This window comes from Terasakiella sp., assembly GCF_048267425.1.
Taxonomy (GTDB): Bacteria; Pseudomonadota; Alphaproteobacteria; order Rhodospirillales; family Terasakiellaceae; genus Terasakiella.
Map to the genome: position 1 here is coordinate 204,572 of NZ_JBLWXN010000003.1, position 21,618 is coordinate 226,189.

A 21,618-nucleotide genomic window follows, 5' to 3' on the forward strand; every position below is an offset into this window, starting at 1 on the left:
CGCATGAGTTTACATTTCAAAAAGTAAATAGATTGCCACCCCGCATAAGATTGCCCCCATCGTGCGATTGAAAATTTTCAATCGCTTTTCATCATCCAGAAAATGTTGTGCCCCAGCCCCCAGCACAGCCCAAAATCCCACGCCGACGCTGCATATAAGGAAATAGAGAAAGCAAAAGATCATTAAATTTGCTTCATTTTCACCACTTGCAAAAGCCCCGACACCGGACAAGCACGCAATCCATGCTTTCGGATTTAGCCATTGCAGCAAAAAACCTTCATGGAATTTTGGTAACCTTGCTTGCGATTTTTCCAGACCTCCTTTGGCAAAGGCCAGACGCATGCCAATATAAAAAATAAAGGCCGTCCCCCCAAAATGCAAAATATCCATGACGTGCGGATAGTTTTGCAACAGGGCACCAATCCCCAACCCCGTCATATAAAGCAATGCCGTAAACCCTACGCAGGCGCCCGTAACGAAGGGTAACGTCCGAATGACACCATTGTTCACCCCAGACACCAACGTCACCATATTGACAGGGCCCGGCGATATGGAAAGCGCCATTGCAAAACTGGCCATCGCCAAAAAAAGCGTCATATAAATCTCCTTTCTCTGTTGAAAGGAATGTAATCACGCCATAAATATATTATTATACAGAATTATAAAATTATACTGTTCTGGAAAATGATATAATGATTGATGACCTTCGCGCCTTGGCGCTTTTTGTCAAAACGGTTGAACTTGGGTCGTTTCGTGAATGCGCCCGTCATTTTCATCTCTCCCCATCCGTTGTCAGTCATCAAATCAGCGATCTTGAACGCCGCCACGGTGTTCCCCTTCTCTATCGGACAACCCGTAAGCTGTCCCTGACAAAAGAAGGCCAAAACGTTTTTGATCAAGCACAAATTATGGTGGAAGCAGCCCATCATGCCTTGGACCATCTAAGCGACGGTTCAGAAATCCCATCCGGGCATTTGGTTTTAACGATGCCCGCGGGATTAATTCAAAATTCGAGCATGAAACGTATTGCACATTTTTGTAGCATTTACCCACAGGTCGCACTGGATATCCGGTTCACAGATGAACGTGTCGATTTGATCGAACACGGCATTGATCTGGCCTTACGAGTTGGAAAAATGGGCGATAGCACCCTAAAGTCACGCAAAATCGGACAGATCGAACGCAAACTGGTTTGCAGTAAAACCTATTACCACAGACATCCCACGCCAGCCCATGCCGATGATCTATCAAACTGGGACTGGATCAAAATGAAAATGATGCCCCCTTACCGGCAGTTGATTGCCCCTGATGGGACCTCTCATAAAATTTATTCACAGTCGCAAATCGAAGTTGATAATGTGCAGGCGATGTATGAGCTCACCTGTCATGGACTTGGCCTCTCAACACCGCCTGTCGATTTACTGGGCCACACCCTTAAAACCGGGGATTTAATTGAAGTTTTACCGGATTGGGGCGTTTCATCAATGCCGGTGTATGTCGTCTGGCCGCAAAATGGACTGCGCCGCCGTCTAACCAGTCTTATGCTGGATATATTGACCGCTTAAGTCGTTTTTACCTTCTGCCCACAGATCAAAAATTCGATATTGCCTTCCGGCCCCTTGATCGGACTTTGTGTCAAACCGACAACGGACCAGTCATCCAATTCATTCAGCCAGTTTTCGATTTTATCGCAGACTTCTTGATGTAATTCCGGTTCACGCACAACACCACCTTTGCCGACACGCCCTTTGCCCACTTCAAACTGTGGCTTGATCAAGGCGACCAAATAACCACCGCTACGCACCAAATCCATGGCAGCAGGCAAAACCGTTTGTAAACCGATAAAGCTGGCATCACACACCACGATATCAACCGCATCCGGGATATCGTCCGCCGTCAAATGACGAGCGTTTGTGCGTTCCATCACGACAACGCGTTCATCGGATCGCAATTTCCAGGCAAGCTGACCATGACCGACATCAACACTGTAAACTTTTGTTGCACCACGTGTCAGTAAAACGTCTGTAAACCCACCTGTAGATGATCCAACATCAATGCCAATAAACCCATCAACCGCGATATCAAATTCATCCAGTCCCTTGACCAGTTTCAAACCACCACGTGATACCCACGGATGGTCCTGACCTTTCAGTTCAATCGCAATATCTTCGGCAACTTTCTGCCCCGCCTTATCCAGACGTTTGGTCTCAGAATAAACATTGCCCGCCATAATCATGGCTTGGGCGCGTGTGCGTGATTCCACCAGCCCCCGATCGACCAACAATTGATCCAACCGGGTTTTGGTGACTTTCTGTTTCTTATGTTCAGGCACGTTGGGCATCTTCTGCTGATCGTCCCAAAGCTTTTAAAACTGCACCGACCATACCGGAGGCATTAATGCCAGCAGCCTCATACTGTTGATGAACATTACCATGATCGACAAATTTATCTTCCATTGTCAAACAACGCACTTTCAACGCCCCGTCCATCAGGCCTTCGCTTAACATATACTGTACGACATGGGCACCGAACCCACCGGCACTGCCTTCTTCAACCGTGATCAGAACTTCATGGTTATTGGCAAGATTGCGCACTAAATCCCGGTCAATCGGTTTTGCAAAACGCGCATCAGCAACGGTTGTCGCCAAACCTAATGCCTCCAGCTTTTCAGCGGCCAATAAAGCTTCGGCCAAACGTGTCCCATAAGACAGGATGGCAACGCTTCCCCCTTCTTTGATGATGCGGCCTTTGCCGATTTCAAGAACCGTCCCTTTTTCTGGCAGATCGACACCGACACCTTCGCCACGTGGATAACGCAGCGCACTGGCGCGGTCATCAATTTGCGCAGACGTTGCCACCATATGCATCAATTCGGCCTCATCACTCGGGGCCATGACGACAATATCAGGCAAGGTACAGAGATAGGCAATATCAAACGACCCCGCATGGGTCGGCCCATCTGCACCGACCAAGCCCGCCCGGTCAATCGCAAAACGAACCGGCAAATGCTGTAAAACGGCATCATGGATCAACTGGTCGTACCCACGTTGCAGGAAGGTCGAATAAATGGCGCAAAACGGCTTGAACCCTTCTGCCGCTAATCCAGCCGCAAAGGTCACCGCATGTTGTTCGGCAATCCCCACATCAAACATCCGGTTCGGGAACCGTTCACTAAACTTGTCCAACCCGGTACCGGACGGCATGGCAGCCGTGATGCCGACAATCTTTTCATCGGTTTCAGCTTCTTTAATCAAGGCTTTGGCGAATGTACCGGTATAGCTTGGTGCATTGGATTTTGTTTTCTGCTGTTTGCCCGTCACCACATCAAACTTGGAAACACCGTGATATTTATCAGCGGAATTTTCCGCAGGCGCATAGCCATGTCCTTTTTTGGTTTTGATATGCAGTAAAACGGGCCCCGGGTCTTTATCATCACGCAGATTTTCCAGCACAGAGACCACATGATCCAGATTGTGCCCATCAATTGGCCCAACATAATAAAAGCCAAGATCGGAAAAAATATTACTGCCGCCCGTCACCATTTTACGCGCTGCACTTTCTGCATCTTTCACAGTTCGCGCCAGACTACCCGGCAGTTTTTTGACCAGATCTTTCGCGCTGTGACGGAAAGATTTCAATGTTGTGCTGGTCAAAAGTTCTGACAGATAATAGCTCATAGCCCCAACAGGCGGTGCAATTGACATATCATTGTCATTCAGAATAACAATCAAGCGACTGTCCAGCGCGCCAGCGTTGTTCATGGCTTCATAAGCCATGCCCGCCGTGATGGACCCGTCCCCGATTACCGCAATCACATGATTGTTGCCACCTTTCAAATCGCGCGCAACCGCCATGCCCAAACCGGCAGAGATAGAGGTGGAACTGTGCCCCGCACCGAAAGGGTCATAATCACTTTCCGTACGTTTGGTAAAACCGGAAATACCGCCATCCTGACGCAGCGTGTCCATCTGATCGCGTCGCCCGGTCAGAACTTTATGGGGGTAACATTGATGCCCGACATCCCAGATAATTTTATCATCGGGTGCGTTAAACACATGATGCAAGCCAACGGTCAGTTCCATAACCCCCAGGCTGGCCCCCAAATGCCCACCTGTGCGCGAAACATGGCGCACCACATCGTTACGCAACTCATCCGTTAACTGGCGCAATTGGTCAAGGTTCATGCCTTTCAAATCGGCCGGGGAATGAACGGTATCGAGTAAAGGTGTGTCAGACACGTCTTTCATCCTTAAGTCTTAATTATTTTAGTTGCGGCGGTTTACCACATATTGCGCCATTGCGCGCAATAATTCTGTATCACGATCAAAAACATCCAGATGGCGATTAGCCTGTTCTGAAAGCATATGGGCCTGTTCGCGTGCGCGTTCCACCCCCAAAAGCGATACAAACGTTGCCTTGCCGCGTTCTGCATCCTTGCCGACTTTCTTGCCGGTTTCTTCTTCGGATGCTTCCACATCCAACAGATCATCCGCAATTTGGAAAGCCAGCCCCAGATCATGTCCATAATTACGCAAGGCTTGCATTTTAATCTCTTCCGCCTTGCCCAGAATGGCCCCGGCCTTACAGGCAAAGACGATCAAGGCGCCCGTTTTCAAACGCTGTAAACGGGTAATTTCGGGAATACCGAGCTCGCGGGTTTCCGCCATTAAATCAATCATTTGACCGCCAACCATCCCGTTCATCCCGGATGCCTTGGCCAGTTCGCGCACCAACGCACACCGCACACTTGGCGATGGATGCGTTTCTTCATCGGCTAAAACTTCAAATGCCAGTGTTAACAACGCATCACCCGCCAAAATCGCCGTGGCTTCGTCATATTCAATATGGCACGTGGGACGCCCACGGCGCAAATCGTCATCATCCATTGCCGGTAAATCGTCATGGATCAAGGAATAACAATGCACCATTTCCAAAGCGGCTGCGACACGTAGCGCACTGGTTTCAGATACACCGAATAAACGAGAAGACGCCATCACCAGAAACGGACGTACCCGTTTACCACCGCCCAAGGCACTGTAACGCATGGCCTTCACGACTTGTGCTTCCGGGCCTTCCGGTTCAAGTAACAAGTCATCTAAAACTTTATCAACGTCTTCGGCCTGTTCTTGTAAAGCCAATTTTAAATCAGTCACGATTGCGGCCTTCTATCAGGAAATCTCGGTCGGTTGTGCACTGACACTGCCATCAGGCGCCAGCGAAATCTTATCGACTTTGGCTTTGGCCTCTGCCAGCTTGGCTTCGCAATGGCGTTTCAATAACGCGCCCTTTTCATAGGCGGTGATTGCATCATCCAATTTACCGGAACCGCTCTCCAACTGGCGTACAATTTCTTCCAATTGGGAAAGGGCCTCTTCGAAGCTTAAATTTTCGATTTCAGTCTGGGACATCTTTAAAAACTCTATAGATTGACGGGCGGGCCAATGTACGCCCGCCGCCTGCTCAGGGCAAGTTTTTAGGACTGATTTTAAGCATGCATCAAGGTTTTCACATGCGCCGCAACGCTGGCGGCCAAGGCATCAACATCGTAGCCCCCTTCTAAAACCGAGACCACACGCCCCTGACAACATTCATTGGCGACTTTGAGAAGTTCCTCCGTCACCCAGATAAAATCTTGAACCGTTAAGCGAAGGTGGGCCAGCGGATCGCGGGCATGCGCGTCGAATCCGGCAGAAATAACCAGAAAATCTGGATTGAATGCACGCAAGGCTGGAAGGATTTTTTCTTCATAAGCGGTGCGAAATTCTTCTGGTCGTGACCCCGGTGCCAATTCCACATTGCAGATATTGTTGGCAACGCCCGTGTCACTTTCCTTGCCCGTTTCCGGGTACCCCGGCGATTGATGGGACGATCCATAAAATAAATTTGGACTGTTATAAAAAATATCCTGCGTACCATTGCCATGATGCACATCGAAATCAATCACAGCCGCTTTTTTCACTTCGGGATATTTTGCAACGGCATGGATGGCGGCAATGGCGGCATTATTGAAAAAACAAAACCCCATTGCCTTGGTCGTTTCTGCATGATGGCCCGGTGGACGTGTCGCACAAAAAACATTGCGCGCTTTTTTCGCCATAACTTCATCCACCCCATAACAGGCCCCGCCTACCGAGCGCAAAGCCGCTTCCCACGTATCGGCAGAAACGATCGTGTCACCGTCAATCGCATTGAGATGTTCGCCAACCTTGGGCACGGCACGTTCAACTGCCTCGATATAGTTGGTCGGATGAGCCAATTCCAGCTGCGCATGGCTCGCCATCGGTGCTTCGTCACGGTGAAGCAGGAAAAACTCTTCCCTGTTTAAATAACTGAGGATTTTGCGCAATCTAGCCGCGCGTTCTGGATGATGTTCACCCGTGTCATGTTTCATACAGACCGGATGCGTCAATAACAATGTGGACATAGCCTTCCCCCCTGCTTTGCATTATCTTTATGTATCAGGTTGCATATGCATCATAGGTTATATTCGGGGAAAAGCTACTCTTTTCATCAGCCTTTCTTAAGGATGATAACGTATTTTCCGTCCCGTTCTTCATTCAATAAAAGCTCATGGCCCGAAGCGTTGCAGAAATCACGAAAATCACGTGGCGCCTGAGAATCTGACGCCGTTATTTTCAAAATCTCACCGGATTCCATTGCCTTTATTTCTTTGCTGGCACGCAAAACCGGGATCGGACAGCGCATACCCGTCGCATCCAGATATTTGTCTATTTCAATTTGTGCGATAATTTTATCTTGTTTTTCCAATTGATAATCACTTTATTTATATAAAACCAAAACACGATACAGCTTTAGCGAAAATTACATTCGCAGCATATACTATTTTTTTTCGTAATATATGTTTTTTTATATGGAATATACCTGTACAACTGCTTATATTCACTTTATGAGATTTTCTTATATACGAAAAATAATATGTAATCAAAACCATTAACAGTATGCGAACAGAGCCATGGATATAGAACTTCAGAAACTTGAAGAAAACGCCCGTCGTGCCAGCACCCTGCTGAAAGCGATGAGCAACCAACATCGTTTAATGATTTTATGTCAGATCTCCAATCAGGAAAAATCGGTTGGCGAGCTTGAAGAGATTATCGGACTGAGCCAATCGGCCCTGTCGCAACATCTCGCCCGTTTGCGCCGCGATAGTCTGGTACAGACCCGACGTGATGCACAAACCATTTATTATTCCTTAAAAGGCGAAGAGGCCTCAACGGTAATAGAGACTCTTTATAATCTCTATTGTGCACCCGAAGCCGCAACTGCTTGCGCTTAAGGCAGAACAGGTTATGTTAAGAAAAAAGCCGTCGTGCTTTGCGACGGCTTTTTTCTTTTAAAGATACCTGATACAGGACTTCCTATGACTTCGACTTCTCTTTCTTTGGCAAAATCCGCCACCATTTTAAGCCCTGCTGCTGAATTAGCGGCAAATTATTATGACGGCACCGCAGACGACATCTATCGTTCGATTTGGGGTAACAGCATTCATCTGGGGAAATTCCAATCCAAGGAAGAAGCCCTGCCGATTGCCATGCAACGGGCCAAAGACACCATGATTGATGGCATTGCCCTGCATAAAGAAAGCAAAGTTCTGGAAGTCGGCTGTGGATACGGCAGTCTGGCGCGCCAACTGGCACGCAGTTTCGATTGTTCCGTCCTCGCCACAAATATTTCACAAAGACAACTGGATTATGCTGCGGAATTAACTAAGGCAGAAGGTCTGTCCGATAAAGTAAAATTTGAAAAGTGCGATTATCACCACCTCCCCTATGCGGCAAACAGTTTTGAAGTTTACTGGAGTCAGGAAAGCTTTCTACATGCAGGTGACCGCAATGTCGTTCTCGATGAAGCCCATCGCGTATTGGAACCGTTTGGCCTGCTGGCTTTTTCCGAAGTCACCTTACGCCGTTCCACCCCGCCTGCCTTGCGCGAAGCCATCCTCAAGCGGGTCAAGACACCAACCATGTGGTCCAAACATGAATATGAAGTCAACCTTGCCGCCTGCGGTTTCCAAGTTGAAAAATGGGAAGACTGGTCCGAAAATGTTGCCCTGACCTATGGCTGGACCCTCAAGCAGATGGAGCGCAAACAAGGCGAAATCATCCCGCGCATCGGCAAAGAAGCCTTCGAACATGCCTGTGAAGGCATGGCCGTCTGGAAACGGGCTGCAGAAGACGGATATTTAGGCTGGATCCACGTTATTGCGGCTGCAACGACACGGGATTAGAGCCTTATAACAAGCGCCCTTTGACAATTGAATTACCGCCGTACTTGCGCCTGATTTCTTCTATCGCTTTTTCAGATCGTTGATCTTTCTGGCTTTCTGCCATATCAAAAAGGTCCGGGGCAACCGGATCAACTTGGTTGCTGTCTTGTAACATGGAAAATCCCGTTCCGATCAGACGATAACTTCGGCCATCACACAAGGGTTCCAGCAAGTCAACGGAACAGTTAAACAGTTCCTCTGCCGATTGTGTGGGATGGGGAAGTTGGCGCGAACGGGTAATGTTGCGAAAGCCCGTTGTTTTAAGTTTTAACGTCACCGTGCGCCCTGCCAGTTCCGCCTTTTTCATACGTTCTGATATTTTTTGACAAAGCGGATAAAGCTCCTGCTTCAAATCGGAGAAACTATGCAGGTTTTCATCCAGCGTCACCTCGTTGGAAACACTTTTGGTCTCTGATTCCGGCGTTACCTTACGGTCATCTTCGGCGCGGCAAAAATGATAAAGCCTTGCGCCGATTGCCCCGTACTGGCGCATCAAATCAATTTTTTCAAAAGCACGCAATTGTCCAATCGTTGCAATCCCGTCCGAGGCCAGTTTTTTTTCCATAGCCGCCCCGACACCAAAGATCATTTTGACAGGTTTATCTGTCAGATAATCCATCGCTTCTGAGTGGCCTAAAATCGCAAATCCACGCGGCTTATCCAAGTCGGACGCCAACTTTGCCAGCGATTTATTATAGCTTAATCCCACCGATGCGGTAATGCCGATCTCTGTTTCAATACGCTTGATAAGACGCACCAAAGTACGTGCCGGACTACCACCGTGCAAAGCCTCCGTCCCGCTTAAATCCAAAAAGGCTTCGTCAATGGATAAAGGTTCGACCATCGGCGTCACATCAAACATCAGGTTTCGAACTTCACGCCCCACTTGACCGTATTTCCCCTTGGATGGCGGCACGACAACCAAATCAGGACAAAGTTTTAAGGCACGCATCATCGGCATGGCCGAACGCACACCATAAATGCGGGCGATATAACAGGCGGCTGCCACAACACCGCGATGTCGCCCACCGACAACGACCGGCTTATCTTTCAAGGCCGGATTATCACGTTTTTCAACCGTTGCGAAAAACGAATCACAATCAATATGGGCGATATGCAGGTTGTTTAATTCAGGATGAGACAAAAGACGCACGGACCCGCATTTCGGACACCGTTGGCTGTCCGGCCGATCTTCAAAACTGTGGGCGCAATCGCGACATAATGTAGGTAAGCGTTTTGTCATGGCGCTATTTTAGCGCAGAACAGACAAGAACAAAAAGAGAATATTCCGCCTATGAACAATTATATTCCGCTTCTAACTGGATAATCAGCAGCAATCCATGCCGGAAGCCCATCGCGAAAATATTTAACCTTCTGATATCCCCAACTAACAGCTCGAACACATGCAGTATAAGAACGCAAACAATGTACACCATAACAATAAAAAATGACGGTTTGGTCTTTTGGAATTTTCTTTTCAATCATGTTGCGATTGAACGCACCGGCAATATTTATATTGATGGCCGCTGCAATATGCCCTTTGGCAAAATCTTCTTGAGGTCGCAAATCGATAAATACAGCCCCTTGATCAAACAAAGCCTTTGCCTGTGCAGCATTAATTGTCTCGGCCCCTTCTACATGTTCCGGCGAAATCATTTGTGCTTGAACCGCGCTACCAAGGCAAAGCAGAACGACGGCAAAGATGGATATTGGCAATAACCTGAACATCCTACCCTCCCCATATGAAGGAAATTATTTTAATAACTGTAGGTATAACAGACTTATCTGTCTATAGCTTTGATTTTAAAGGCCACAACCACGCTGCCCCACGCACACCGCTCGAATCACCATGAACGGCCTTGCGCAGTTCCGTATCGCATTCATTGCCAAACACCCACTTTGACCAAAGTTCCGGTACGGTTTGATACCATCGATCCATATTGGACAAGCCACCGCCCAGAACAATTACATCAGGATCAAAGATGTTAATCACACTCGCCAATGCCCGCGCCAAGCGATCTTCATAAACCGTAAAAAACGGATCCGTGATATCAGAGGGCAAACCGGCAATTTCTTTGGCGCTCATTTGCGCCCTCGTTGCCGTTTCAAACATTTGCGCCAGAGCCGGACCACATAAAAAGGTTTCAATACATCCGCGAAGACCACAATAACACAACGGCCCGGGTTGTTCGTCCCCTCGTGCCCAGGGCATAGGGTTATGCCCCCATTCACCCGCCACACCGTTCACACCTGCAACAACCTGCTTGTCAATAACCAGCCCACCGCCTGCGCCAGTGCCGAGGATGACACCAAAGACCGTTTGTGCGTCTTTCCCCGCCCCATCAACAGCTTCGGATAAGGCAAAACAATTTGCATCATTTGAGACACGCACATCGCGTTCCAATGCATCGGATAAATCTTTTTGAAACGACTGCCCGATTAACCAGACCGAGTTCGCATTTTTAACCAAGCCTGTTTTTTTAGAAATCGAACCGGGAATACCGATCCCGACACTGCCTGTTTGACCGATTTCCTGTTCTGCACACCACACCAAATCGCGAATCGATTGAATGGTACCTTGATAATTTCCCTGTTTCGTGGGGATCCGTTTTCTCAAGAGTTCTTGTCCAGACGGACTTAAACATAGAATTTCCGTTTTCGTTCCCCCAAGGTCGATTCCGATTCGCATAAGAAATTCCAATAAGTTACGAAGTGTTAATCAATTGTCGGCATTGTATCACAAGATCGGATCTGTCAATGGGCATTATTTGCCCATGCGGTTGGGGCGGAAACTCCTTTGCAGGTCAAGGTGTTTATAGTTAGAATGGCATGTTGTCCGTATGTACGGGCACAGAATTTTGAATCAGGGAAACCAAGAATGGCTGATCAGTTGGAATCAAAACTGGGCATTTCTAAAAAAGGCATTTCGTGTGCGTTGGATCTAAAAGAAAAATACAAGACCCATCAACCGATTTGCGTCCCCGGCGAGAAGACAAAAATCCTCATGCCGGAAAACCTCTTAAACATCAATCTGGATCTGGAATCATTGGAAGACCCGATGCCGCTTTCCCTGATGGCGACACGCGATCCAGAATCCCCGATGTCTATGGCCGCCGCCGCCCGCCTCAGCCCCAAGGCCGGAAAGAACAAATTTGTCGGTGAGGTCATGCGCATTGTTGCCGATGCCTCCAAACATGAAAATGTCACGCATGCCATTAACATGCTGCATGAAAATGATTTCCACCCAAAGGCGATTGGTGAAGTCGTGCGCCAGACCAACCGCGCCATTGTGCAAACCCGCAAACAGTTTTCGTCTGCCTTGCGCCAAAATCTGCATGCCCTGCTGGATGGCGAAATGGCACCACGCCTGTTTGTAAAAGAATTCTTCCAATTGACGGAAAACGGCAACCTGCGCCACGACATTCGGAAACGTCTGGTCACCTCCATGCTGTTATCCACAACGATCCGCCCGTCTATCAAGTTTCTTTTCCTTGAAAACTTCGACCGCCTGCCCGAAGCCGTCCGTATGACAATCATCCGCGACGTATTGACCGCACCGGAAAACCACCATACCGAAGTCATCAAAGAAGAACTGGCCTGGATCGTTAATAACGAAAAAGGCGGATCATTCAAATATCACTAAGGTATTTGGGCACAAGATTTTTAAACGGCCTATCCTTATATAAAAAGGATGGGCCGTTTTAATTTGAGGATAAAAAAACATGTCTGAGACCATTCATTATCCCTTTGATGCCATTCCCGATGGCGGTACATCTGTCGAAGTTGCCCCCGGTGTTCATTGGGTGCGTATGCCCCTGCCCTTTAAACTGAATCATATCAATTTATGGGTCTTGGATGATGGCGAGGGATTAACAATCGTCGATACAGGCATTGACCTGCCCAATGTACGCGAACGTTGGGAAAAACTTTTTTCCGGCCCACTGGGGGCCAAACCGCTGAAACGCATGATCGTCACACATTTTCATCCCGATCATGTCGGCTTAGCGGGCTGGTTTGAAGAAAAATATGATCTCCCCCTGTGGATGACTTTGGGCGAATGGGGAATGGCGCGTAATTTAAAACTGGAAACAACGGATCGATCCGGCACCTACCTTGCGCAATTTTATCGTCGGGCAGGATTTGATGACAAACTCATGGCCCTGATCCCGGAACGCAGTGTTTCTTATCCGTCGCGCATCAGTATGCCGCCCGCCGGTATTCACCGTATTCAGGACGGTGAGTTGATCCGCATTGGCGCGCATGACTGGCAAGTGATTGTCGGTACAGGCCACAGTCCCGAACATGCCTGTTTATACTGTAAAGATTTGAATGTCTTGATTTCCGGTGATCAGGTTCTGCCTCGTATCAGCCCAAATATCAGCATTTGGCCGCAAGAACCGGATGCGGATCCCCTCAGCCAATTTTTAAACAGCTTAAACCGCTTTGCCCCTCTACCGAACGATGTCTTGGTTCTACCTTCCCATGACTGGCCGTTTCGGGGCCTGCATGCCCGTCTTGCCGATCTGGCCCATCACCATGATGACCGGTTGGAGGAAACCTATAACCTCTGTGCAAAACCGGTAACGGCCTTGCAGGTCCTCAAGGGGTTATTCAGCCGGGAACTGGACAGCCATCAAATCTTTTTTGCCATTGGCGAAAGCCTTGCCCACCTGCATCATCTGGAAGCAAAAGGACGTTTGCAACGTGACGACGGTATGGACGGCATTTCTCGCTTTGTGCAAATAAAATAAAGTACAACCTTATTGGCAGATAGGCTCATCCAGATAAGTCAGCTCAACCAAATCACCGACTAAAACCAAGTCGCCAAAATCCTGCACCAGTCGTGTCGCAATCCCGTCTTTGCGATAACGTGCGCCGATTTGGGTCGACGCAATGCTATCCTGACTGCCCGGTTGGTGAAAAGACAATTGCATATCCCACGCCGGTGACGGGTCCAATGTTGTTCCCTTCACTGCATGCAATGCTTTGCCCGTATAAGGTGGCATAGCCACATCCACATTGAAAAACGCATCTTCCCCGCTGCCATCAAAATAAGGGGAAGAAAAGACAAGGTCGCCTTTTTGCGCACGTTCAATCGATTCAATCAAATGCGTTGTTGGAAAACGTGTCCCTTGCGGGATATCTTCGCGTCGCCCATCCGGGTTGGTATAAACAACAACACCTTTACCTTCTTCAAAACGGGCTTCACCGCTGAAATTTTCTACCTGAACACCGTTTTGTTTCATGCGACTGTGAAACCGGATCCGCTTGCCATCACGGGCTTCCCAACTGGTGTAATTCCACTTCATTTGGGATTGTTGGGCATTTTCAAAATTCATCATCACATTACTTTGATGTTCAACCGTCCACCCGTCACACACGTTCTTAAAACGATAGCGTAACATCCCTTGTGCCTGTTCGACCGCAGACCAGTTTCGTCCGGCCTGATGAACCTGCTTCATGGCATACGTCGCTTCATGGGAACGCAGTTTAAATGGCCCAGCCTGCGCCGCTGTAACACTTGCAATGCTGAAGGCCCCGATTATGGTCAATATCATTTTCATATTTTGACTATACCTTGAACAGATCATTTTTGCCTAGGCGGCATTTTTTGCCTAGCGACGACAAGTTTCGGCGGACCAATTTCCGCCGATTTCAGATTGTTTTTCTGGCACATGTTTTGCGTGGTTATCCAAAAATCCGGCATCATGCACGATGCAGGGTAAATATGTGTTTTGAAAGAAAGATTGGCAACCGGGGGGAAGCCTTGAGGGAATGAAACGATAACAAGGGCGGAGTACCGCAACATGTTTGATAACATAAAAAACAATGATACTCAGGTCAGTGAACTTGTCGCCAGCATTTGCCGATTGGCAAGTTGCATGGAAGGGCGTGGCAACACCGCGCAGCGCGAAGAAACGCTGCACGAAACGCTACGCCTGACTTACAAACTGGAAGAAACCCTTAACCAGCGCAACGAACGCATTGCATATCTGGATCGGCTTGCGATGACCGACAGCCTGACAGGCTTATTGAACCGACGCGGCTTTCAGGCCGAATTGCAACGTGTTCTCGCCTCAGCCCGACGGTTTAAGGAAACCGGTATTCTCGCTTATATCGATCTGGACGATTTTAAACAGATTAACGACACTTTTGGACATGCCTGTGGCGATGAAGTGTTATGTCATGTCGCCCGCGTCATGGAACGTATGACACGGGGTATGGATTACGTTGCCCGTCTAGGCGGCGATGAATTTGCCATTTTACTGGTTCGAAGCCCGTGGCAGGACGGCGAACGCTGTATTGAAAAAATCGCGTACGAAATCAACAGCACCACCTTACGCTGGCAAGAACATTTATTAACATTGAAGGCTAGCTTCGGCATTCAAACTTACGACCACAACAGCAGTACAACCAATTTAATTTCCGCCGCCGATAATGCCATGTATCTCACCAAAAAACTGAAACGGGACAAATGCACATTAAGCGCAGCAGAATAAGTGTCAAACTGACACAAATAAAAGTGATGACAGGAGCGGATCATGCATATTGACCCGACATTGTCACACGTCCTGCTGCACGAACAGGAAAATCAGTCGCAACGTTCGGTAACGACGGGCCCCACAAGCCATGTCTTGATCACCCCGCCGCCCGGACCGGATGATTTAACCAGAATAGAACAACAAAAACGCATTGCGCCACAAGATATTGTCCAGTTTCAAGGCATTGAAATTGACCTAGACCAACTGGACGAGCTCAACAATACGGGTGACAGTGGCGAGGATGTTACTTTCGATATTCGCACCATGACCCCGCGTGAAATGGTGGATTTCAGCCTTGATCTATATATTGAGGGCTCGCTTTCTTTCGAAGAATATTCCATGCTGGCCTTTCAACCGGAACTGCACCCCGGTTTTGAAAATACCATCGGTGCGTTAACCGGGGAACGGGCCGACCCGGACCGACCGCGTGATTACATTCAACAATGGCAGGACCGTTTTGATTTTGAAAAACGTTATCCGTCGGGCGACCCCAAAAAACTGGAACAGATCGACCGAATTTTAGGTGTGCTGCACGGCTTCGAAGAAACACTTGATTTTGTCGCATGACCCTATATTCCCCCAATATTTTAATGGTTTTACAATATTAAAAAGTTAATTGATTTTTTAATACAGATAATATATGCCCTTTCGTTGTCATCCCCCCGACCTCTTTCATAAATAATAAGAGCCGACAAACGAAAGACCATTATGCGCCCCCTTCGAATATACCTACAAAAAATGTCCGGCGGCACATCGCTGCCTGCGCATGCCTCTATTTTTCATATTTTATTGGCAGGTGTTGGTGCCGGCCTTGCCATTGCAATCGGGGTTTATCTGGAAGAAGCCCTGCATTTCAACATTTTGATGGCCCCGCTTGGTGCCAGTTGCTTTCTAGCTTTCGCCATTCCCGATAGCCCACTTGCCCAACCGAGAAATATTGTTTTGGGGCATATGATTTCTTCATGCGCCGCCTTGTTCGTTTTGCAATTTCTGGGTTACGGTGCCTTGCAAATCGCCTTGGCAGTCGCACTGGCCGTTATGGCAATGCTGGCAACACGGACCTCCCATGCCCCGGCCGCGGCAACACCGCTTGTTATTTTTGCCCTGCAACCCACTTGGGATTATCTCGTTGCCCCCGTTTTACCCGGCGCACTGGTCGTCGCATTAACAGCCTTGATATTCAATAATCTACGCCCCAGTGTTCGTTATCCACAATATTGGTAAGCTCTCCATGTCGCCTGCCTGTCACAGGGCTGTCACCTTGGTGACGTGTTGCTGTCTTTTAAATTTTCCTATGTTTTTTCCATCAAATCCCTCATAAGGAAAAATCATGGAACAGATTGTAAAACCATTGCGCCTTGAAAAAGGCTGGTCGCAAGAACAGCTTGCTGAAATCGCAGGACTGAGTGTTCGCACCATTCAACGTCTTGAAAACGGTGGTACATCCTCACTGGAAACAGCCAAAGCCTTAAGCGCTGTTTTTGATACCCCACCGGATGTCTTTTTAAACAACGCACCGGATCTGGGCACGTCGCAGCTTGAAAAATTAGCAGATGTCGAACGGGAACGCCGAGTACGTCGTCGTTTCAAATTTTATCGTCATTTGATCACTTACCTGATCGTCAATATGGGCTTGGTCCTTATCAATTTGACATTTAACGCTGAAACAATCTGGTTTCATTACCCCTTATTCGGTTGGGGTATCGGCTTGATTTTCCACGCAATAAAAACATTCCTGCCGGACTGGGAACAGCGACTGGAAGCCCGCCTGCGCAAAAAGGATTAACGAAGCCCCCTTCCGTTTGTCGATTTTTATGTTAGTCTGCCTGCCTCATTCTAGGATTTGATTAAGCAAGGCACTTCGAAATGGTCGACATTAAAGATCCCGAAAACACACTGTATCTGGACCTCAAAGACGGGCGCGTCACAATTGAACTGCGCCCCGATTTGGCCCCCAAGCATTGCGCCCGCATTAAAGAACTTGCCCGTGATGGCTTTTACGACGGCATCGTTTTTCACCGCGTGATTGACGGCTTCATGGCCCAAACAGGTGATCCAACTGGCACAGGATACGGTGGGTCAGGTACGAATATTGATGCTGAATTTTCGGATGAACCCCATATCGAAGGGTCTTGTTCCATGGCCCGTTCTATGGACCCCAATAGTGCAGATAGTCAATTCTTCCTTTGTTTTGACCGCGCCCCTCATTTGGACAATCAATATACTTTTTGGGGTCAAATTATTGACGGTATGGAACATGTTCACGCCATCAAAAAAGGCAGCCCGTTTGATAATGGCAGCGTCGAAGACCCCGATGCCATCATCAAAATGCAAGTTGCTGCCGACGCAGAGTAAAATAAGGAAATACAATTATGTTGAAACGTTTGGTTCTTTCACTTTTGGTCGTCCTCGGCCTGAGCTTCAGCGCACATGCTGCCGATTTCGATAAGGAAAACACCATTTACATGGACCTGAAAGATGGTCGTGTGGTCATTAAACTACGTCCTGATTTGGCCCCGAAACATGTTGAACGCATCAAAAAACTAACGCGCGAAGGCTTCTATGATGGTGTGGTCTTCCACCGCGTCATCCGTGGTTTTATGGCGCAAACCGGGGACCCGACCGGTACCGGCATGGGCGGCAGCCAATACCCGGATTTGCCTGCGGAATTTACCAACACACCGCATGAAACCGGCACACTTTCAATGGCACGTTCACGTAGCCCGCACAGTGCCAACAGCCAGTTCTTCATCGTCTTTAAGAAAGCCGCCCATCTTGATGGTCAATATACGGTCTTCGGACAAGTGGTTGACGGTATGGAATATGTCAACAAGATTAAAAAAGGCAGCAGCTACGAAAACGGTAAAGTCACCAATCCTGACAAAATCATTCGAATGCAAGTCGCTGCAGACGTTAAGGAATAAGCTGACCAATAAGAAAAACCCGGTTCAAACAACCGGGTTTTTCTTTATTCTATCTGTTTATAATACCCATCCAAAATCGCCTGTAAGCGGCCCGACTTCTTAAGGCGTGCAATACCGTCATTCAGGATTTGTCGCAATTCCTCTGCTTGTGGAAATTGCCGTGACACCATCATATAAAAATGATCTTTATCCGCACCCGGCACGGGAAAATATTCAATTTCATCTTCTGTAAACAGCTTTTTCCCTAACAAACCAAATCCCACAATCGCACTGGGGCGCGCTATAAAAAACGTGCAATAACCGCTCAATGTACGTGATACCAAGGCAGAAAATGATTTCCCGATCAACGCAAGTTTATCGTTTTTAAGAACGCCCGTTCCTTCATAATTATAAGAATAACGCCCGCAGACACGTCCATAGCCGAATAAATCGGCTGCAATCAAAACATTCGGTGGTTTGGGAAAACGTGATTTTGCATAAAAATAATGAATTTCGGTTTCATAATAAGAATCGGTGTAGAGAAATTTCTTTTCGCGTTCCGGATGGAAGGACGCACTTAACGCCACATGAAAGACGTTTCCTGCCTCGCTATGTTCCAGACATTGTTTCCATGACGGCATAAAAAATTCAGCTTTTATATCGTGCGGCGCCAATATTGCGCGCACAACATCCACATCATAGCCTAAAATTTGATCGGGATTGTCCGCTAAAGTGTATGTATAAGGCGGCCAACCGGACCCGTCCCCGCAAAAACGGATTGTCTTACCTGCCAAACTGCTTGCAAAGGCCTGTGAGGTCATCAAAATCAGGGCCAAAAGGCACAAAACAGCCCGATTTTTGCAAAACATTTCATACACTCCGTAACTTCTAAGCGCATATGTTAACGAACTTTCCCCAATGGGTCTATTGGATTTGCCTAACAATGACCACATTTAAGCGCGATATAGCACCTTAACAAATAATCACATTGATACGGATTTGCCATGAGCGTTACCATCGCAGAAAAAGCTGAAAAATACGACCTTCGGGTTCCGCGCTATACCAGCTACCCTACATCCCCGCATTTTCTGGAAACCGATAACGATAAAGAATATCGTCAATGGCTGTCCAATCTGGATCCCAAAACAGGCGTATCATTATACATCCACGTTCCGTTTTGCGAGTCCATGTGTAACTTCTGCGGATGCTATACAAAAATCGTCAAACGCTATGACCCCGTTTCCGACTATCTGGAATATGTCCATAAGGAAATCGACCTGCTGGCGGCAGCCCTGCCTGCGCGCATGACGGCCAAGCACGTCCACTGGGGCGGTGGTTCCCCCACCATGTTAAAAGCCGACGACTGGCGATCCATCATCGACAAGTTGAAAGACCTGTTCGATATTGATGAAAATTCTGAACTCGCCGTCGAACTGGACCCGCGCACCGCAACGGAAGACTACGTTCAAGCCATTGCCGAGGCCGGGATCAACCGTGCCTCCATTGGTGTTCAGGATTTCCATGAAGAAGTGCAAATCGCCATCAACCGTGTCCAGCCGTTCGATGTGACCAAACGGGTTGTGGAGTGGCTGAAAAAATATGGCATTACCTCGATTAACTTCGACCTGCTGTACGGCCTGCCCTTCCAGACGACCGAACGCGTCATTGATATGGTGGACAAGGCTGTCAGTCTCGAACCCAAACGATTTGCTGTTTTTGGTTATGCCCATGTACCGTGGATGAAATCTCATATGAAGCTCATCCCCGAAGAAGCGCTGCCCAATGCCAGTGAACGCTGGGAACAAATGGAAGCCGCCGCCAAACGGTTGGAAGAACACGGCTTTGTCAAAATCGGTCTGGACCATTACGCCAAACCGGATGACGAAATGACAATCGCCATGAACGAAACCCGTTTGCACCGTAACTTCCAAGGTTATACGATTGATAACAATCCGGTGATGTTACCGCTTGGGGCCTCCAGTATTGGACAGACACCGGATGGTTATATGGCAAACGTTCAGCCGTTGCGCGATTATCGCCGCATGATTGATGCTGGTATGCTCCCCATCGGACGTACACGCGCCTTAACCAGCGAAGATATCCTGCGCCGTGCCGTCATCGAACAAATCATGTGTAATATGAAAGTTGACCTGCCTGCCCTGTGTCGCGCACACGGTGTGTCCGAAGATTTCTTTGCCGCTGAAGAAGAAAGGCTGCAAACCTTGGTCAAAGACGAAATCTGTACATTGGAAAACGGTGTTTTGACCTTGCCGGAAGAAGGCCGTCCCCTCATGCGGTTAATCGCGGCAACCTTCGATACCTATTTACAACAGGGACAGAAAAAACACTCCCGCGCCGTCTAGATTTAACATGCCGTGCCCAGTTGAAAGACTGGGCACGAGACGATGCAAAGAATTTTATGTCTCGTGTCTCTTTTCTGAAGCGGTGGTCCAATAATCTGTCAATTTCCACCGCACAGAAGGGATCTAAGATGGAAGAGTACTCTCCCCTTTTTGCCCTTACTTAATAATCATATCCCGTGCCTTGACGATCATATCGAATAAATAGCCGCTTTCATTTGTGCCACTTTTATCGGGATGCAAAACCTTAAGCAATACTTTCGCCCGCTCTGGCGCTCTGTTCGACTGATCGGGGTGCAAACCCAGCATATAATGTGGATCGGACGGGACAAGAACGACATTCTTTTCCTGCATTTGCGACAGTTCGGCCTTTATATCGTTATATTGCATCTTCAATTTTTGAATTTCACGCTTTTGCGCCTTGATTTGCCGATCTTTTTCACGCAGTTGATCTTTCGCAAATTCATCAAGTCGTTCATGCAAGCTTTTCTTATCCATAACCCGTTGATATTGTGACTGAATACAGGCTTGGCAAAACAAAACCGTCCGTAAATCTTCGAGGTTCTCCCCGACAAGGTCGTCGGTATATTTTGCATTCCAGAATAAATTCAAATCCGCAAAATATTCCTGAAATGAACCGACAGGTGCCTGTAGGATATGTTGATAGGTTTGATAATTAAGCGATAACATTTTCGCAAAAAATTTATGAACGTCTGGCCCTGTCAAAAACCGGATATAAGGGGAACGTTCATATTCTTTCTTATAGTCTTCACTGAAAAAACGATTTTGGTCGTTAAAGACCTCTTTCAAACTTGCGGCTTTTTCCCGCAGACCATCCGGCAAAATAGCTTCAAAAGAATCCCAGCTCACAAAATGCAGATAAAGCGAAAAAGGCAAATAGAGTGACATTGCCTTTTTCTTCTGATGATCAATGCTTAAGGGGAGACGAATACGCATTCCAAGCGCAAACCTAAGCCAACTCAGCTTTAATTTCTTCTGCCAAGGCGGCAATCGCTTCCATATCCCCCGGATTATGCCCCCAGTTCATTTTTAAATCATCGCCATTTGCCCGTGGCATGACGTGAATATGCAAATGAAAGACCGATTGCGCGGCCCCTTCCCCATTGGCTTGCAAAATATTGATCCCGTCCGGTGAAACGGTTTTTTCCACGGCTAGTGCAATTTTTTGTACTGTCACCATACAAGCGCTTAACCATTCCGGCGGAATTTCAAAAATATTCGGGGCGTGATATTTGGGAATCACCAGCACATGACCGGGGTTTGCCGGATTGATATCCATAAAGGCATAGGTTTGTTCGTCTTCATAAACCTTCAGGCTCGGGACTTCATTACGTAAGATTTTGCAAAAAATACAATCGTCTGCAAGTGACATGGGGGTATCTCCTTCTTATACCTATGCGATTTTAGCAGTGTATCATGGCTCTTTTCATTACATTTGTCATAAAAAAATAATTCGCTTACCGAACATTTTTATGGCATAGAAACTATTAATCGGTATAATCTTA

26 protein-coding genes are annotated in these 21,618 nt (G+C 47.7%); 12 read left to right on the plus strand and 14 right to left on the minus strand.

What is annotated here, in order from left to right; genetic code table 11:
* Positions 1-9: 9 nt before the first annotated feature.
* Entirely contained in the window at positions 10-597 is a 588-nt protein-coding gene (locus ACN0VA_RS07135) for a LysE family translocator (protein ID WP_417820486.1), read from the minus strand.
* A gap of 95 nt (positions 598-692) precedes the next feature.
* On the opposite strand from ACN0VA_RS07135, the gene ACN0VA_RS07140 reads away from it, so the two are divergent.
* A complete protein-coding gene (locus ACN0VA_RS07140) occupies positions 693-1,565 on the plus strand; it encodes a LysR family transcriptional regulator (RefSeq protein WP_417820487.1) in 873 nt (290 codons plus the stop codon).
* On the opposite strand, the gene ACN0VA_RS07145 is transcribed toward ACN0VA_RS07140, so the two are convergent.
* The 6 genes from ACN0VA_RS07145 to ACN0VA_RS07170 form a co-directional block, all read right to left on the minus strand.
* Entirely contained in the window at positions 1,562-2,332 is a 771-nt protein-coding gene (locus ACN0VA_RS07145; protein WP_417820488.1) for a TlyA family RNA methyltransferase, read from the minus strand. The two genes, ACN0VA_RS07140 and ACN0VA_RS07145, sit on opposite strands and share 4 nt — an antisense overlap.
* Complete coding sequence (dxs, locus tag ACN0VA_RS07150; protein WP_417820489.1) at positions 2,325-4,247, minus strand: 1-deoxy-D-xylulose-5-phosphate synthase; 1,923 nt, start codon at positions 4,245-4,247, stop codon at positions 2,325-2,327. Before dxs ends, ACN0VA_RS07145 begins: the two co-directional genes overlap by 8 nt.
* 18 nt (positions 4,248-4,265) lie before the next feature.
* Positions 4,266-5,156, minus strand: coding sequence for a polyprenyl synthetase family protein (locus ACN0VA_RS07155; RefSeq protein WP_417820602.1), 891 nt, complete (start codon positions 5,154-5,156; stop codon positions 4,266-4,268).
* Between the two features lie 12 nt (positions 5,157-5,168).
* On the minus strand, positions 5,169-5,408 hold the full coding sequence (locus tag ACN0VA_RS07160; RefSeq protein WP_188662913.1) for an exodeoxyribonuclease VII small subunit: 240 nt from the start codon (positions 5,406-5,408) through the stop codon (positions 5,169-5,171).
* Between the two features lie 77 nt (positions 5,409-5,485).
* A complete protein-coding gene (locus ACN0VA_RS07165; RefSeq protein WP_417820490.1) occupies positions 5,486-6,424 on the minus strand; it encodes a histone deacetylase family protein in 939 nt (312 codons plus the stop codon).
* An 86-nt stretch (positions 6,425-6,510) separates the two neighbouring features.
* Entirely contained in the window at positions 6,511-6,768 is a 258-nt protein-coding gene (locus ACN0VA_RS07170) for a sulfurtransferase TusA family protein (protein WP_417820491.1), read from the minus strand.
* A gap of 205 nt (positions 6,769-6,973) precedes the next feature.
* On the opposite strand from ACN0VA_RS07170, the gene ACN0VA_RS07175 reads away from it, so the two are divergent.
* A complete protein-coding gene (locus tag ACN0VA_RS07175; RefSeq protein ID WP_417820492.1) occupies positions 6,974-7,297 on the plus strand; it encodes an ArsR/SmtB family transcription factor in 324 nt (107 codons plus the stop codon).
* An 84-nt stretch (positions 7,298-7,381) separates the two neighbouring features.
* A complete protein-coding gene (locus ACN0VA_RS07180) occupies positions 7,382-8,248 on the plus strand; it encodes an SAM-dependent methyltransferase (RefSeq protein WP_417820493.1) in 867 nt (288 codons plus the stop codon).
* A 4-nt stretch (positions 8,249-8,252) separates the two neighbouring features.
* Here the strand turns inward: ACN0VA_RS07180 and ACN0VA_RS07185 are convergent, their stop codons facing one another.
* The 3 genes from ACN0VA_RS07185 to ACN0VA_RS07195 all read right to left on the minus strand — a co-directional run bounded on the left by ACN0VA_RS07185 (position 8,253) and on the right by ACN0VA_RS07195 (position 10,976).
* The gene (locus ACN0VA_RS07185) at positions 8,253-9,530 is read right to left on the minus strand and encodes a DNA polymerase IV (RefSeq protein WP_417820494.1); all 1,278 of its coding nucleotides are present in this window, start codon (positions 9,528-9,530) and stop codon (positions 8,253-8,255) included.
* Between the two features lie 59 nt (positions 9,531-9,589).
* Positions 9,590-10,015 (minus strand): rhodanese-like domain-containing protein, encoded by a 426-nt coding sequence (locus tag ACN0VA_RS07190; RefSeq protein WP_417820495.1) that lies wholly within the window; start codon positions 10,013-10,015, stop codon positions 9,590-9,592.
* Between the two features lie 61 nt (positions 10,016-10,076).
* Positions 10,077-10,976: an ROK family protein gene (locus ACN0VA_RS07195; RefSeq protein WP_417820496.1), complete on the minus strand. Its 900-nt coding sequence runs from the start codon at positions 10,974-10,976 to the stop codon at positions 10,077-10,079.
* Positions 10,977-11,165: 189 nt separating this feature from the next.
* Between ACN0VA_RS07195 and ACN0VA_RS07200 the strand changes: the two genes are divergently transcribed.
* Both ACN0VA_RS07200 and ACN0VA_RS07205 read left to right on the plus strand, forming a co-directional pair.
* Positions 11,166-11,930, plus strand: a complete 765-nt coding sequence (locus ACN0VA_RS07200) for a hypothetical protein (RefSeq protein WP_417820497.1) — start codon at positions 11,166-11,168, stop codon at positions 11,928-11,930.
* A gap of 79 nt (positions 11,931-12,009) precedes the next feature.
* Positions 12,010-13,038: an MBL fold metallo-hydrolase gene (locus ACN0VA_RS07205; protein WP_417820498.1), complete on the plus strand. Its 1,029-nt coding sequence runs from the start codon at positions 12,010-12,012 to the stop codon at positions 13,036-13,038.
* A gap of 9 nt (positions 13,039-13,047) precedes the next feature.
* On the opposite strand, the gene ACN0VA_RS07210 is transcribed toward ACN0VA_RS07205, so the two are convergent.
* Entirely contained in the window at positions 13,048-13,851 is an 804-nt protein-coding gene (locus ACN0VA_RS07210; RefSeq protein ID WP_417820499.1) for an EipB family protein, read from the minus strand.
* Positions 13,852-14,094: 243 nt separating this feature from the next.
* On the opposite strand from ACN0VA_RS07210, the gene ACN0VA_RS07215 reads away from it, so the two are divergent.
* The 6 genes from ACN0VA_RS07215 (at position 14,095) to ACN0VA_RS07240 (ending at position 17,753) form a co-directional block, all read left to right on the plus strand.
* Positions 14,095-14,787, plus strand: a complete 693-nt coding sequence (locus ACN0VA_RS07215; protein WP_417820500.1) for a GGDEF domain-containing protein — start codon at positions 14,095-14,097, stop codon at positions 14,785-14,787.
* Positions 14,788-14,829: 42 nt separating this feature from the next.
* Entirely contained in the window at positions 14,830-15,396 is a 567-nt protein-coding gene (locus ACN0VA_RS07220; RefSeq protein ID WP_417820501.1) for a hypothetical protein, read from the plus strand.
* A 141-nt stretch (positions 15,397-15,537) separates the two neighbouring features.
* On the plus strand, positions 15,538-16,053 hold the full coding sequence (locus ACN0VA_RS07225; protein WP_417820502.1) for an HPP family protein: 516 nt from the start codon (positions 15,538-15,540) through the stop codon (positions 16,051-16,053).
* A gap of 106 nt (positions 16,054-16,159) precedes the next feature.
* Complete coding sequence (locus tag ACN0VA_RS07230) at positions 16,160-16,615, plus strand: 2TM domain-containing protein (RefSeq protein WP_417820503.1); 456 nt, start codon at positions 16,160-16,162, stop codon at positions 16,613-16,615.
* An 80-nt stretch (positions 16,616-16,695) separates the two neighbouring features.
* Positions 16,696-17,184, plus strand: coding sequence for a peptidylprolyl isomerase (locus tag ACN0VA_RS07235; RefSeq protein ID WP_417820504.1), 489 nt, complete (start codon positions 16,696-16,698; stop codon positions 17,182-17,184).
* 17 nt (positions 17,185-17,201) lie between these two features.
* Complete coding sequence (locus tag ACN0VA_RS07240; protein WP_417820505.1) at positions 17,202-17,753, plus strand: peptidylprolyl isomerase; 552 nt, start codon at positions 17,202-17,204, stop codon at positions 17,751-17,753.
* Positions 17,754-17,797: 44 nt separating this feature from the next.
* Here ACN0VA_RS07240 and ACN0VA_RS07245 read toward each other — a convergent pair whose 3' ends face one another.
* On the minus strand, positions 17,798-18,601 hold the full coding sequence (locus ACN0VA_RS07245; RefSeq protein WP_417820506.1) for a substrate-binding periplasmic protein: 804 nt from the start codon (positions 18,599-18,601) through the stop codon (positions 17,798-17,800).
* 135 nt (positions 18,602-18,736) lie between these two features.
* On the opposite strand from ACN0VA_RS07245, the gene hemN reads away from it, so the two are divergent.
* Complete coding sequence (gene hemN, locus ACN0VA_RS07250; protein WP_417820507.1) at positions 18,737-20,095, plus strand: oxygen-independent coproporphyrinogen III oxidase; 1,359 nt, start codon at positions 18,737-18,739, stop codon at positions 20,093-20,095.
* Between the two features lie 156 nt (positions 20,096-20,251).
* On the opposite strand, the gene ACN0VA_RS07255 is transcribed toward hemN, so the two are convergent.
* Together ACN0VA_RS07255 and ACN0VA_RS07260 are read right to left on the minus strand one after the other, a co-directional pair.
* Positions 20,252-21,049 (minus strand): hypothetical protein, encoded by a 798-nt coding sequence (locus ACN0VA_RS07255; protein WP_417820508.1) that lies wholly within the window; start codon positions 21,047-21,049, stop codon positions 20,252-20,254.
* A 13-nt stretch (positions 21,050-21,062) separates the two neighbouring features.
* Positions 21,063-21,485, minus strand: a complete 423-nt coding sequence (locus tag ACN0VA_RS07260; RefSeq protein WP_417820509.1) for an HIT family protein — start codon at positions 21,483-21,485, stop codon at positions 21,063-21,065.
* Positions 21,486-21,618 lie beyond the last annotated feature (133 nt).